This is a genomic window from Acinetobacter sp. P1(2023), from assembly GCF_028367635.1.
Classification (GTDB): Bacteria; Pseudomonadota; Gammaproteobacteria; order Pseudomonadales; family Moraxellaceae; genus Acinetobacter; species Acinetobacter pittii_E.
The window spans coordinates 15,594-30,034 of sequence record NZ_JAQNDD010000010.1 but is presented as its reverse complement, the minus strand read 5'-3'; the positions used below and the strand labels follow the sequence as shown (position 1 = coordinate 30,034).

The window sequence follows — 14,441 nt, the reverse complement described above, 5'->3', positions numbered from 1 at the left end:
GAATTAGTAGAATTGATGGAATACCTTTTATTCCATCAAATACTCTTATTTTTAAAATTATGGATTTTCATTTATCAAAAATAATGCTGCTCTCTGCTTACCCTCAAAATCAATCGCGTCTAGCTCTGGATATTTGCCTTTTTCATCTGAACTTAGTTTTGCATAATCAATAAAGGTCTGCTTTTTAAGTACATTCCTTACTTTATCGACACTACTATCAAAGATAACTATCGTATCACCAGCATAACCACATCTATCTTCGCCACTAATATTGCATACACCACGTTCAACTCCTACGACTTCTAAACCAAAGAGTTTTAGTCCTTTTACCTTCCATGAGAAAAACTCTTCCGTCTTTTTTGCTGGCTTATAAAAACGTATACCTCGCCCCAACCAATAATCTATATCTCCACGTATAAACTTCTCTATTGACCCATAAGGTATAGGCCCATAGCCACCTTTATTAAACGTAGAAAAGTGCTTTATATAGCCATCATAGTTAGATGATTCTGAAAAATTATTAGTTTTTTCAGAGGTTAACTTATAGGTTTCCCCATTAAATTGATAAGTTTTATGCACATTGTAAGGAGCAATTTTTGAAGTATGATTTGCTGAGTTTCCTACAACATTTTCACCTTCATAAAAGACTTCTAGATCATATATACCATTATGTTCACTCTGTTCATTGAGAACATAAAAAGAGCTAAAGTTATATTTAGGATTAATGTCACCCCAACTTTGAGCAGAAAAAACTATTTCATCATTTAAATTTATATTTTTAATTTTTTTATCTTCTTCATCTATCACAATAATGTTAGGAATATGCGCTTCATCACCCCCACCACCATACGGAAGATCTATAATAAATCCTTTAAATTTATTACCCATATCTAAAGGTTCAGTATTCATAATATTGTTATAGGTTTGGTCAAATATCTCTCTCATTCCATTACCCAATCCCCCTTTTTCAGTCTGTGCTATAAGCTCATACCCCTCTCCTGACTTTTTAAATAAAAATAAATCTAGAGAACTTGACTGGTCAGAAGGATCGGAAATCACAGCTTCTTGATGTGAAAAAATAACTAAATAACGCTCTTCACCATTATTTTTATAAGTTTTAATATTTTTGTATTGATATGCTGAAAGTACATCATCTAAATAAGCTATAAACTTAAAATTGCTGGTCTTTGCTTTGTTAAAATTTTCCAAGTCTTCTTTATTTTTTAAGGCATTTTTATCAACAGGTTTATATAAAGTATTAAATAATTCTTGAGCATCATTCAAGTTATTTACTAGAACTCTATTATCTTTCTTTTCTGAAGAGACTGTATTTTGTGGATTGGCCACTTCCATAGCAGCTTGTGGACTTTTACCAGCATACAATTGATAGGTATATATGGATGTGCCTAAAGTACAGGCAATAATGCCTAAAGTCAGTTTATTAAATTTCATTATTATAAAGTCCCTTCGTTGATTATGGTGGCAGAACGAGCAAGGGTTCGCAGACTTGGTAATACACAAGCACACCCGAAGGTGTCCCTCACTCGTCCTACCGCAACGAGCGAGGGACGATAGTTACACACGAGAACATTCCTCAGAAGAAATAGTTCTGATGCGGTATTACAGCGGTCTGCGACGACCGGCTAACAATGTGGTCAGCGACTAGATGATAAATGTTAGCGATTGTAATCGTCAATAGTTTTTAATTAATTGAAAAAATAATTAATTATTATTTTAAATTTATAGAAGCTCTTTCAAAGAGTTTCTTAGCATACTCATCATGATTATATGTAGTTTTCTCACACAAAGATTTTTTCCTATTCTCATCTATATTTGATAATAACTTAGCCCCTGACCAACCTAATACTATTGATCTGATATCATTAGACAGATGATTCCATTGAATATTTATTTCACCAAAAATTATAAATAAGTTTATTTCATTATTTTTAAGTAATGATTTTTTAAATTCTTTATTTTCCTCTAGAAATGATTCTGTATTAAATTTTAAATATTTATAATGTTTTCCCACTAATTCTCGAAATTTAATTACATTATTTTTTTCTAAACTTGAACAGCTCAAATCTATTTCTTTAGTACGTTCTAACAAAGTTTCTAGTTTTTTTAATTCAAAAGTTAATTGTATCTCTGAAGAGTATATATCATTTGCATATTTCTCATTATCCTCAATAACAGTAGAACTATGAATAGGCTTAAAATAATCTTTTGCTGCCATATCTACTTTATCAAGTTGATCCAACACTCTAACAATAATTGTTTCCTGTTGGTTAATAACATGTTGTTTTTTCCAACTATCATATGCTGCAACTGCTAATATGGGAGTTAAGACAGTTGCAGTAAGAGTAATAATAGAATTAAACCATTTATAAGGAGGTGTAGTTCCATACTTAACTTTGTAAAATATAGATCCGACAATTAAAATAATAAATATTAAAATAAAATAAGTAAAAGAAACCTCAAAAAAGCTATTCAAAAATCTACCCCCAAATAACTAAAAACTGTTTTAATTAAATAATCTTTTTAACTTATCCCAAAAACTAGGTTCTACATCCACACACTGCGTCCCTTTAAAATCTTGTACTGTAAGTATTCCTGCTTTCTTTGTGACACAGAAGTCTTTGTTATAGGCTGTTCTCACTCCTCCTAAAGTTACACTATAAGGGGTATTCTCTTTTAATCCTTTAAAGTTCTTAAAGTTTTTTTCATTTAGAACAATACATTTATTTTTCACTGGATAGCTCTTTTCGAACGAACTATCATAATTCCAGTACTCTTTACTGCCATGAGTTAAGCCTAATACAACAATACTAAAGTCCCCTCTTTGTTCTGTATCATCAATATAAAAGCATGGCGTATTATTTTTCACATCTATAATAACTTCACCACCTCTATAGGGATTTGAAGTAGCAAAAGCAGAAAAAGGAATCGTTAACAAAATTAATAATATATATTTTTTCATAATCAATATCTTTTTGGCTCATGATTATAGTAAATACCTCCATAGTTCTGTGATAACAAAGCCTTATCAGAAGGATTCACAAGAAATTCTTTTAAAACATTTTTTAAAGCAAATTTTTGCATAACATTTTTATTATGTAAAACTGGATAATTATGCCCTTGAACAGGTAAATGATAGGCATCAAAGTAATGGCTAATAATTTCAGCTTGTTGTTCAAAGTTAAATTGTTGAAATTTTTTACCTTGGTCATCGCATACTAAATCATAGTCATAAGCTTTAGCATCACTATAACCACCTCTAATACCTATTTCGATACCACGCATTGCTGTATTCAATCCTAATTGATATTGCCACACATGAGCCATTTCATGAATGAACCATATTTTATTAGTCGCTTTTTGATCCTGAGAAAAATCTTTGACCTTATCATAATCTTCATTAGGTAAATGAATGCTACCAAAAGGAGTCATAGCATTTTTACTTCTTGTAGGAATAGATAATAGACCACCACGAATAATCTCAACCTTTGAATAATCGATTGCATCTTTAAACATAATTTTAGCAAGAGCAATTTCTCCACCAGTCAATTTTCGACGTGTATTTACAGTTACAGTTGTTGGATTTTTCTCAACGAAATCCTTACCCTGTAATCTAGCTCTAAGGCTTACAACAGTGTTCATGATCTTTATCCTCTACTACAATTTTTAATTCGATTTCTTCATTTTCAGCGCCAGATATAAATTGAGTATATCCTTGTTCATCTGTCACACCTTTTGAAAACAAACTTCCTTCTTTATGAATTTCATAATGAATATTAGCTAACGGTTCTGAAGTTGACTCATCAATAATTAAAAACTTTTGCCCGAATTCTTTTATTTGAGCAGGTTGAAAATTATTAGTAGATAAAGCTGCAGATCCTGTACTACCACCATTATCCTGAACTACTAGATTCTGTTTTGGAAGTAATTTACAACCACAAGAAAGTGAATCATTTACTCTTGCAGCAGCTTTACCAAAAATTTGCATATATGGATCACCTGACACAATAGTTGCAACAACTTTGTGAGTTGGACAACTTGCTTTATCACCCACGCATGCAACAGGAATACCATCAATAAGGAACATACTATTCCCTGAAATTACTTGACCACCACCAGTAGTAGGACATCCAATTGTTATATATGGCGTTGCCATTATCTTATATCTCTTTATTGTCTATTATGAGTTTCCTTATAATAACCATATAGATAACAGGGAATTGTTATTTTTATTTAATTAAACTTCTCTTACATCTATTCTAAAAAATAACCAAATTATTACTCTTTAATAATATCAAGATAAAAATTAAGATAAAGTTCAGTTCTAAAATAAGATAATTTTGGTTCAAAAGTACCAGTGAGCCGTAACTCTTGAGATTCTGTTTTTTCTACAATAAATCCAATATTTTGTAATGTTTGATTTTTTGAAGTGTTGATACTTGTAAAAGCTATTAAGCTCACTTCTCTTTCTATATCTGGCAATCCTTGTAAGGAGCTTTCATTAACATTTCCCAGATCCAGTTCAATTTCATCAACAATATGTCTATTAAGCTGATTGATTACATGTAAGTATTGATGAAATTTTCTTGAATTTATCTCACCTCTAACGTATTTTTTGAAAGCTATTGCTATATATTTAGATTGTTTCTCTAAAATTGTAATTTCTAAAATTTTAAAAATCTCAACACCTAATCTTTGATTATCAGGATTATCATTAAAAAAATTATTAACTTCATCTTGATCCAAATCTAGTGTTTCAAGAAAAGTTCGTACTTGCATATGATAAAGTGCTTCATTACAAAGTGAGGCATATTTTGTCATTTCATCAGCAGCATTTTTAATCCCGCTTCCTAAACCTAATGAAATACTATCAACTACAGCCAAGCCTAGATTTTTGGTTGCTATCTTTGACATTTCAATCATAAAATACTTATTAATCAATTTACATTTCCTTTTTAATTATTTAAACATACACATCTCAATCAACAATGTATTGTAATAAAGCTAGGCCTTAAAGAACTAGAAATTAAGACTAAAATTTTGTACTTTTCAATTACTATGAAAATCTAGTTTCAAGCTATATTTCTTTGAAAGGTAACTACATTATTTTTTTCTGGGTTAGCATAGTAATAAGGTGAAATATATCCCTTTTTTTCAATATCTAAAAGATATTGACTCCACCATTCCATCATTTCCTTTCGTTCTTGTAAGTACTCAGCGACGTGTGTATAAGCCCCTACTACATTATTTCGTTCTTGGTGACTCATTTGCTTTTCTATAGCATCTTTCTGAAATAAACCACACTCACCTAATGCAGAACGTGCCATAGCTCTTAGTCCATGAAAACATAGTTCCGTTTGAGTATCATATCCCATTCTTCTTAAGGCATCATTGAATGTATTCTCACCTAGAAATTGAGCACCTTTATATGAGCTAGGAAATATATATTCACTACCCATAGTAATGAGCTTTATTTCTTTAAGTATCCCAATTGCATGGTCAGATAAAGGAACAATATGCTGAGTTCTCATTTTGGCTCCACGGTCAGAATGCTTAGCTCCCCTCACCTCATTTCTTTTAGCAGGAAGTACCCATTGCTTCTTTACTAAATCAATTTCACTCCATCTAGCAAATCGTAATTCTGAAGAACGTATAAAGATGTGTAGACCTAATAGAATTCCAAACTTGGTTAACGGTTGTCCTGTATCACTTTTTATACGCCGTATTAACTCAGGTAATCTTTCTAAAGATAAAGCTGGTCTATGTTTTTTAGGGGCTGTTAAATCAAGGCTCTCCATCTCTCTTGCATGATTGACTTCAATATAGCCATATTGAACAGCATAACTAAAAATTAAGATTAGATCGGAACGCATTCGTTGTGCATTATCAGCACTTTTCTCATAAATCTTGTTTAATAACAGTCTTAGGTCACTGGACCGAATATCTGTTATTTGCAAATGCCCAATATAAGGAAACAAATGGTTTTCGAATTTCCTAATTCTTTTCCTTTTAGTTTCTTCATCTAGAGATTTCTTAACAGCGTATTGTTCTAACCATGTACGTGTTATGACCTCAAGTGAAAGTTCTTGAGTAGACTTCTTTTTTAATGAGTCTAAATATTCTTTAAGGTCTTTACCTTCTGCCAAGATACTTAAGTAATCTCTTTTCTTTTCACGAGCTAAGGCTAATTTATATTGTGGGTAGTTTCCTATGGTAATCACTACTCGAACATCTTGCTGGTTCTTATATTGAAATATCCAAGTTTTTGTTCCAGAGGCTCTTATACGTAAGTAAAGTCCTTCACCATCAGATAAGTTGTAATCTTTTTCTTTAGGTTGTGAAGCATCAATTTGAGTAACAGTTAAAGGTTTAACAATCCTAGCCATTCTGATTTCATTAAGATTCAAAGAAGTTCTGGATGTTTATATGGATGTTTATTCTTTCTATCAAGAGGGCTAATTCCCCAAAGAAAATTTTGAGCAACTTTATAAATCAACTACTTAAGATAGCGTAAATATTTGTTTTCTAAAACAAAAAACCCCTAAGCCGTTAGCTTAGGGGTTTTCGTAGAATCTTTCAATTCTGAATATGGTCCCGAGGGTCGGACTCGAACCGACACGTCATCTCTGACAGCGGATTTTGAGTCCGCCGCGTCTACCAATTTCACCACCTCGGGAGAGGAAGTATGTTTGTGTTGCGTATATTAGCGCGTTTGTAAAACTTGTCAAACCCTAAGTGAATATTATCGTTCACTTTTAGATCATTTAAACATTTTTCATGATTTAGGCTAGAAGCACAGCCATAAAAAAGCGAAAAAGTTTATACTAGGCACAATTTTTGTGGTGTTTTTTCTCAAATATGCAACTGTCTGACTTTTCCTTTGAATTACCTGATGAACTTATTGCCCGTTATCCTCTTGAATCACGTAGTGCTTCACGGTTGTTGCACTTAGACTCAAAAGGTCAATATCACGATCACATGTTCACAGACATTATCGATCTGTTCAAAGAAGGTGATTTGTTAGTGCTTAATGACACCAAGGTCATGAAAGCTCGACTTAAAGGAAAACGCTCTACAGGTGGTGCGATTGAGATTCTGGTTGAGCGTATGCTGAACCACACCACAGCGTATTGTCATATTAAATCAAGCAACTCACCTAAAGCAGGTGCGGAGCTTTTTGTTGGTGCAGATAATATTCCTGTGATTGTACGTGGCCGTCACGAAAATTTATTTGTGGTTGAGTTTTCACAGCCGATCTTGCCTGTACTTGAGCAATATGGTCAGTTACCTATTCCGCCTTACTTTAACCGTGAAGCAGAAGAAATTGATACGGAACGCTATCAAACGGTTTTCCATAATCCCGAAAAAATTGCCAGTGTTGCCGCTCCTACTGCGAGCTTGCACTTTGACGAAGAGTTATTAGCAAAGTTAGAGCAAAAAAGTGTTCAAAAATCTTTTGTGACTTTACACGTTGGTGCTGGCACCTTCATGCCTGTTCGTACTGATGACATTACCAATCATGTCATGCACAGTGAATGGTGTGATGTTCCCCAAGAAACCATTGATTTAATTTTGGCGACTAAAGCACGTGGCAATAAAGTGATTGCTGTGGGTACAACCGCGACACGTGCTTTAGAAAGTGCAGCTCAAGCTCATGGTGGTAAAATCGCGGCTTGGACTGGCGACACGCAAATCTTTATCTATCCAGGTTATGAGTTCTGCATCGTAGACCGTTTAATTACCAACTTTCATTTACCAGAATCTACCCTGCTTATGTTGGTATCAGCACTATCAAATCGAGACAACATCTTGGCTGCCTATAAACATGCAGTTAAAGACCGCTATCGTTTCTTTAGCTATGGCGATGCAATGCTGATTGATAAATTTGAAGTTTAAAAATTAAAGCTGGGTTAAATTTTATAAACCCATTTAAAGTTTAACCCAGCTGATCCAACTACAATTTCGACTAATAATAAAATTTATGAAACTGCTTTTTCAAAAAATTCAAAATGCTTTTGACAATCAAAATACCCATAACAAAATTACTTTAAGAAATATTGAGGCATTAAGAAATTTACTTAATCAGCAATTACCACTTGATATTCTTGTTTATTCATTAAAGAATTGGACAGGCACCCAACAACTTGATATTCGAAATTATATTTTTTGGAATGCTACAATTTTCGCCTTAGTTTGTATGGCCTTAGGCTTTTTAATCTCGATTTACTTCTTTCCTTTTGCCATTCTTGCGATCTTTTATGGTTTTTATCACAGAGCCTCTACCTCCGAACTGATTTGCCTACTTCAAGATATCCAAACTTATTATTATGAACATAAATATAATTTCAGATTTGCAACTGAAGATAACCTACCTAAAGAAGGAACATCCGCTTCAGACTTTCCGTTGTTTAAGTTAGGTAATCAACAAAATTCAGTCCTAATTGCAATACACGGTAAGTGGCAAGTAAGAGAAACAATTCATCCATATAAAATCTTTAGATACCATTATATAAATCGAGAGATGGCCTATAATTCAAAAGGTAAATGGGAACTAAAAGATGTTAGCTATAACTTATACGGCGTTATTTTAGAGAATTTTCCAGTTCGCGGAGTTAGTATTTCAAGTAAACAGAAAAAGGTTTGTCGCTTAGGAGTAGCTTGGGAATCAAGTGATATCCGTTTTAATCAAAAGTACCAACAAAGCGGAATTAATGAATTGGATTTAGTAAAATTTCTAAGCCCTGACCGTTTGTTATTATTAGAAAAAATGTTGGAAGATTTTCCAGGGGATTTTTATGTACACCCTGAAACATCTGCATTATGTTGGCTCTGTAATGTAAACCTTTTACGGCAACAAAGCTTATATGGCGCTAGTGTACGCGAGCTTGCTGAATGCCTTGAAACACTTTCAATGCCAGAGTTTGAGAAATTTGCAAATAAATTGCAGCATTTCATTAATGAAACTCAAATGGCAAAATCATAAAAGTAATTATTTATGATTTATTTCTATTTATCTCATTCAATTTAAAAGATAATCTAAAAATAGAACTTTATGATAATGACCTCATTACTTCCATGCCAATTGATACCTTACAAGAAGCTCTGCATATAAGACGTAAGAAAAACACACAGGTTTTTCGCAATATTGCTCGACTTTGGGATGCTGGACAAAAGTCACAAACAGATCAAGAGCTCTTAAATGCGTTACATCCATGGCGTGAAGATCCTAACCTTCGTTTTGTTAATGTATTGCCGTATTTGTTAGGTATTTGCAGTATTACGACTTTATTATTTGGATACTTGTTTCATCCTCATATTCAATATATTTTGAGCCTCTTATGGGCATTTTTAACTAGTTTTCTGGCCTATGTGCTCTATGAACCGCAAAAACCTCTAAGCGAAGTCATTCACTATTTAGAAGAACGTATCACAACTTTACGTTATGGATTACGCTTTCAACAGTTACCGGCCTATCTTCCTATTCAATCTCAACCAATTTTAGTCTTAAGCAAATTAAAGCAACACTTTCCACTGTTTAATCGGGGTAATGAATCTAACGAAATTACTCAGTTTGCTTCGACTACGTGGGATGATGGAATTACGGAACATCAAGTTCTGCTGTTCAAATATCACTATGTAAATAATTTACCCATTCTTCAAAATCAGGGTAGTGACAAAAAAATAGTTAAAGAGATCCATAGAGATCTATGGGGCGCTTTTATATTTCAAATGCCTGCCTTGGGTATTGCTATAAGTAACCAACGTTCTCGCTTTTTTGTACCTTACTTAACTGAATGGCAAAGCACTGACATCCTGATTAACCAAAAGCTCAATATTTTTGGTACTGCCCAACACCAATTAGCTAAAGAAGTTAGCCCAAGCACAACTTTAAAACTTCATGATTTTTTTCAACACTTTAAAGGTGATTTAATTTATCATCATGAAGAACAAATTTTGTGTTATATCGGTGAACAAGATCTTTTTCAGACCACCAGCAAGCAAAGTGAAATTCATAATGTTTCAACTTTACGTGGACACTTGCGTACCATGACTATGCCGCAATATGAAAAATTTCAGCAATTAATGCTTAATTTAATTAAATAAATCTCTCGTAGCGCTGAACTGGCAACTTATCAAAAATAAGAAGTTAAAAGGCTCAATGAGGGAACAAAAATAAGAGGAGTGAAAATGACAGGTTTATTTGTTTTCTTGGGGATTTTCGTCGTACTGATTGTCTGGGGTGTTCACATCCGTAACACCATCGTACGTTACTTTAATGCGACTAAAAGAGCCTGGGCTGAAGTTGCCAATTTCGAGCGTCAAAAAGTAAAGACCTTGGAATCTCTCGAATCAACACTCAATCAATATACTCAATTTGAAAAATCGACATTAGAGAAGGTTACTCAATTACGTCAACAAATTCTTAATTTAAATGTGAATAACACTGATATTTCTCAGCTACAAGAGATCGAGAAAATGAGCCAAGAACTTATTCGAAGCTTAAAAGTTGTTGTTGAAAATTATCCAGAGCTTAAAGCTGATTCACTCTATAGCAAAATGATGGATGATATTCAGGAACAAAATGAAAATGTTGGTGCAGCAATTAGTATTTTTAACCGTAATGTCGAGCTGTTCAACAACCAGATTGAAGTATTCCCTAATAATCTCATTAACACCTTAACTTTATCCAAGAAAGCAATTCGTCCTTTTAGAGATAATCTCGTTAATGAGAATTTTGACTATAAACCTAATTTTTAATAGGAAGAAAATAGTCTCTAAACTATCGGAAATTTATCTATTTTATAACCAGCTACATTTAGTAGTAGAACTACGTCGCAGAATCAAGGAAAATAGCCCTCTTTTTAGCAGCGAACTGTTTCTTCGCCTCTGCTCGTGTTCAGGATTTTTAGATGAAGTTTGAAAAATTAGGTCAGTCGGGGCGTGCCCGTCGTGGTCGTTTAACTTTAGAACATGGTGTTGTTGAAACACCTGTTTTTATGCCAGTGGGGACTTACGGCACAGTCAAAGGTATGTTACCTCGTGACATCGAAGACATTCAGGCACAAATTATTTTAGGAAATACCTTCCATTTATATTTGCGACCGGGTCTCGAAGTAATTAAAGAGCACGGTGGTTTGCATGACTTTATTAAATGGAATAAGCCAATTTTAACTGACTCTGGCGGTTTTCAGGTTTTTAGTCTTGGCGCAATGCGCAAAATCAAAGAGGAAGGTGTTACTTTCCGCTCACCGATTGATGGTTCAAAAGTGTTTTTATCACCTGAAATTTCTATGGAAATTCAGCAGGTTTTGAACTCTGACATCGTGATGATTTTTGATGAGTGTACACCTTACCCTGCAACCCATGAAGAAGCTCAAAAATCATTGCAGCTTTCTTTACGCTGGGCAAAACGTTGTAAAACCCATCATCATGATGAGCTCAAAAATCACAATGCGTTATTTGGCATTATTCAAGGCGGCATGTATGAAGACTTACGCGATGAGTCTTTAAATGGCCTTTTAGAAATCGGTTTTGATGGTTATGCCATTGGTGGTTTATCTGTTGGTGAACCTAAAGAAGAGATGATCAAAGTTTTAGATTATCTGCCGAATAAAATGCCACATGATAAACCGCGCTATTTGATGGGCGTTGGTAAACCAGAAGATATCGTTGAAGCGGTGCGCCGTGGTGTCGATATGTTTGACTGTGTAATGCCGACTCGTAATGCTCGAAACGGTCATTATTTTGTCACGGATGGTCTGGTACGTATTCGTAATAGTAAATATCGTCATGACCAAAGTCCGCTCGATCCACATTGCGATTGCTACACTTGTAAGAACTTTACCCGTGCTTATCTATTCCATCTTGAAAAATGTGGAGAAATGTTAGCGTCTATGCTCGGTACTATTCACAACTTACGTTATTACCAACGTTTGACTGAAGGTATGCGTGATGCATTAGACAATGGCACATTTGATGAATTTGTTCAGGACTTTTATGCCCGTCGTGGTTTAGAAGTTCCGCCATGTCCTGTTGATGAATAAGCCAGATTTGCGCTCAACCTCAAGACAAGGTAAATTGCAAAACGAATTAGGATTATGTCAGTTATCTGACTCATATTTTTAACTTTAGGAAATCAAAATGAGCTTTTTAATTTCTGCTGCTCATGCAGCACCGGCAGCTGGCCCAACTAATGGTATTTTGCCAAACATCTTGATGATTGTCGTATTCGTTGCAATCTTTTATTTCTTAATTTGGCGCCCTCAAGCAAAACGTGCTAAAGAACACCGTTCTTTAATCGAGAGCTTAGGTGTTGGTAGTGAAGTTGTTTTCGCTGGTGGTTTAATGGGCAAAGTAACCAAAATTGAAGGTGACTATGCAGTTGTTGAACTCAGCCGTGGTGTAGAAGTAAAAATTCAGCGTGCCAGCGTAATTTCAGTATTACCTGAAGGCACTCTAAATAACCTTTAATCATAAAACAGTCGTGCTTTAGCACGGCTTTTTCATTTAAGAAGAAAGCGAATGCGTTACCCTGCATGGAAATATTTACTGATTCTGGTTGTTCTGGTAATCAGTACATTATACGCACTGCCAAGTCTATATCCGGATGAGCCCGCTGTTCAAATTTCCGGTGCCAAAGCTGGTACCCAAATTGATCAAAGTGTGGTGAAAAAAGCAGAGCAAATTTTAAAAACAGCAAATATTGCAAGCCATGACAATACTTTTACAAATAATGCTGCCCTATTGCGTGTCAGTTCATCTGAAGCACAGTTAAAGGCAAAAGAAGTATTACGTCGTGACTTAGGTGATGAATATGTTGTCGCCCTAAACCTTGCACCAACCACACCGGAATGGCTGCAAAAGATTGGGGCAAAACCAATGAAACTTGGTTTGGACTTACGTGGTGGTGTCCACTTCTTGCTTGAAGTAGATATGGACAAAGCCGTTGCCCAACGTATGGAAACCTCTGCCACCGATTTGCGTCGTCAGTTCCGTGAAAACAAGATCAAATTTAACAGTCTTGCATTAACGAATAATGTGATCACTGTTCAATTTGCTGACAATGCTGACCGTGATGCAGCAATGGATTTTTTACGTCGTAATGGGAATGAATATACCCAACAGGCATTAGCAAGCTCTACAGGTTCTACTTTAAAGCTTACTTATACTGATGTACGTCGCCAAGAAATTCAGTCATATGCGGTAAATCAGAACTTAACAACATTACGTAATCGTATTAACGAACTTGGTGTTGCAGAAGCATTGGTACAAAGTCAGGGTAGCAACCGTATTGTTGTTGAATTACCGGGTGTACAAGATACTGCTGAAGCTAAACGTGTTTTAGGGCGTACTGCGAACCTCGAATTCCGTTTAGTTTCTGACTCAAATGATCAATATATTGATCCATATACGGGTAAATATAATGGTCAACCTTTACCTCCGGGCACAGAAGTTTTTGCTTATGAGTCTTTAGATAGCGGCCGTCAGCTCTTGTTGCAACGTAACCGTATCTTGACGGGTGAGCGTGTTCAAAATGCGAGCTCTGGCTTTAGTCAGGACTCTGGCGGTGCCGAGGTAAATATTACGCTCGACAGTGCTGGCGGTAAGCTAATGTCTGATGCAACCCGTAATGCTGTTGGTAAACGCATGGCGGTATTGTTCATCGAGAACAAGCAAAAAATTAACTATGTAACAGATCCAAAAACTGGTGCACAAACAGAAGTTCGTACGCCATACACTGAATCTGTAGTCATTAACGCAGCAACAGTTCAGGCTGTTTTAGGTTCGACTTTCCGTATTACAGGCTTAAGTTCTCCTCAAGAAGCATCTGAACTTGCATTAATGCTTCGTGCTGGTGCTTTGGCTGCGCCAATGTACTTTGTTGAAGAGCGTGTAGTTGGTCCAAGCCTTGGTCAAGAAAACATTGATAAAGGTGTATTGTCTACTCAAATCGGCTTCTTGCTCGTTGCAATCTGGATGGTAGTCTTCTTCCGTCTATTCGGTTTAATCGCGAACTTTGCACTTGTGTTTAACTTGGCAATGATTTTAACCGTCATGTCATGGATTGGTGCTTCCCTCACCTTACCGGGTATTGCGGGTATCGTTATTACCATTGGTATGGCGGTCGATGCCAACGTATTGATATGCGAGCGTATCCGAGAAGAAATGCTCTGGGGGGCCTCACCCAAACAGGCCATTGTGGCCGGTTATGATCGAGCCTATAACACCATTTTTGACTCGAACTTAACCACGTTCCTCGTTGCATTCATCCTGTTTGCAATTGGTACAGGTCCAATCAAAGGTTTCGCCGTAACATTAATGATCGGTATTATTTGTTCAATGTTTACTGCAATTACAGTAACTCGTGCAATCGTACAAATCATTTATGGCAACGCCGTAACTTGAAAAAGTTGAGCATTTAA

At 35.2% G+C, this 14,441-nt stretch carries 13 protein-coding genes, 1 tRNA gene and 1 pseudogene; 7 read left to right on the top strand and 8 right to left on the bottom strand.

Annotation, left to right across the window (positions count from 1 at the left end):
- Window positions 1–57: 57 nt before the first annotated feature.
- The 8 genes from POD11_RS14265 to POD11_RS14230 all read right to left on the bottom strand — a co-directional run bounded on the left by POD11_RS14265 (window position 58) and on the right by POD11_RS14230 (window position 6,694).
- Window positions 58–1,452 (bottom strand): hypothetical protein, encoded by a 1,395-nt coding sequence (locus tag POD11_RS14265; RefSeq protein ID WP_262457609.1) that lies wholly within the window; start codon window positions 1,450–1,452, stop codon window positions 58–60.
- A gap of 277 nt (window positions 1,453–1,729) precedes the next feature.
- On the bottom strand, window positions 1,730–2,494 hold the full coding sequence (locus POD11_RS14260) for a hypothetical protein (RefSeq protein ID WP_262457608.1): 765 nt from the start codon (window positions 2,492–2,494) through the stop codon (window positions 1,730–1,732).
- Between the two features lie 30 nt (window positions 2,495–2,524).
- Window positions 2,525–2,980, bottom strand: a complete 456-nt coding sequence (locus POD11_RS14255; protein ID WP_262457607.1) for an NF045616 family extracytoplasmic (lipo)protein — start codon at window positions 2,978–2,980, stop codon at window positions 2,525–2,527.
- 2 nt (window positions 2,981–2,982) lie between these two features.
- Window positions 2,983–3,660 (bottom strand): hypothetical protein, encoded by a 678-nt coding sequence (locus POD11_RS14250; RefSeq protein ID WP_042051331.1) that lies wholly within the window; start codon window positions 3,658–3,660, stop codon window positions 2,983–2,985.
- Window positions 3,638–4,174, bottom strand: coding sequence for a PAAR domain-containing protein (locus tag POD11_RS14245; RefSeq protein ID WP_262457605.1), 537 nt, complete (start codon window positions 4,172–4,174; stop codon window positions 3,638–3,640). The genes POD11_RS14250 and POD11_RS14245 overlap by 23 nt, the downstream gene beginning before the upstream one ends.
- A 122-nt stretch (window positions 4,175–4,296) precedes the next feature.
- Window positions 4,297–4,959: a hypothetical protein gene (locus POD11_RS14240; protein ID WP_262457604.1), complete on the bottom strand. Its 663-nt coding sequence runs from the start codon at window positions 4,957–4,959 to the stop codon at window positions 4,297–4,299.
- Between the two features lie 131 nt (window positions 4,960–5,090).
- A complete protein-coding gene (locus tag POD11_RS14235) occupies window positions 5,091–6,404 on the bottom strand; it encodes a tyrosine-type recombinase/integrase (protein WP_262457602.1) in 1,314 nt (437 codons plus the stop codon).
- 203 nt (window positions 6,405–6,607) lie between these two features.
- Window positions 6,608–6,694: transfer RNA gene (locus POD11_RS14230), tRNA-Leu, on the bottom strand.
- 182 nt (window positions 6,695–6,876) lie between these two features.
- Between POD11_RS14230 and queA the strand changes: the two genes are divergently transcribed.
- The 7 genes and pseudogenes from queA to secD all read left to right on the top strand — a co-directional run bounded on the left by queA (window position 6,877) and on the right by secD (window position 14,441).
- A complete protein-coding gene (gene queA / locus POD11_RS14225; RefSeq protein ID WP_262457600.1) occupies window positions 6,877–7,914 on the top strand; it encodes a tRNA preQ1(34) S-adenosylmethionine ribosyltransferase-isomerase QueA in 1,038 nt (345 codons plus the stop codon).
- 85 nt (window positions 7,915–7,999) lie between these two features.
- Window positions 8,000–9,001, top strand: a complete 1,002-nt coding sequence (locus POD11_RS14220; protein WP_239967430.1) for a hypothetical protein — start codon at window positions 8,000–8,002, stop codon at window positions 8,999–9,001.
- Between the two features lie 92 nt (window positions 9,002–9,093).
- Window positions 9,094–10,122: a hypothetical protein gene (locus tag POD11_RS14215; RefSeq protein WP_262457598.1), complete on the top strand. Its 1,029-nt coding sequence runs from the start codon at window positions 9,094–9,096 to the stop codon at window positions 10,120–10,122.
- An 84-nt stretch (window positions 10,123–10,206) separates the two neighbouring features.
- Window positions 10,207–10,776 carry a LemA family protein gene (locus tag POD11_RS14210; protein WP_262457595.1) on the top strand — a complete coding sequence of 190 codons (570 nt, stop codon included), beginning with the start codon at window positions 10,207–10,209 and terminating at the stop codon, window positions 10,774–10,776.
- 152 nt (window positions 10,777–10,928) lie between these two features.
- On the top strand, window positions 10,929–12,062 hold the full coding sequence (gene tgt, locus POD11_RS14205; RefSeq protein ID WP_002116306.1) for a tRNA guanosine(34) transglycosylase Tgt: 1,134 nt from the start codon (window positions 10,929–10,931) through the stop codon (window positions 12,060–12,062).
- 97 nt (window positions 12,063–12,159) lie between these two features.
- The gene (yajC, locus tag POD11_RS14200) at window positions 12,160–12,489 is read left to right on the top strand and encodes a preprotein translocase subunit YajC (RefSeq protein WP_002116168.1); all 330 of its coding nucleotides are present in this window, start codon (window positions 12,160–12,162) and stop codon (window positions 12,487–12,489) included.
- Window positions 12,490–12,540: 51 nt separating this feature from the next.
- A pseudogene (gene secD / locus POD11_RS14195) lies at window positions 12,541–14,441 on the top strand (protein translocase subunit SecD).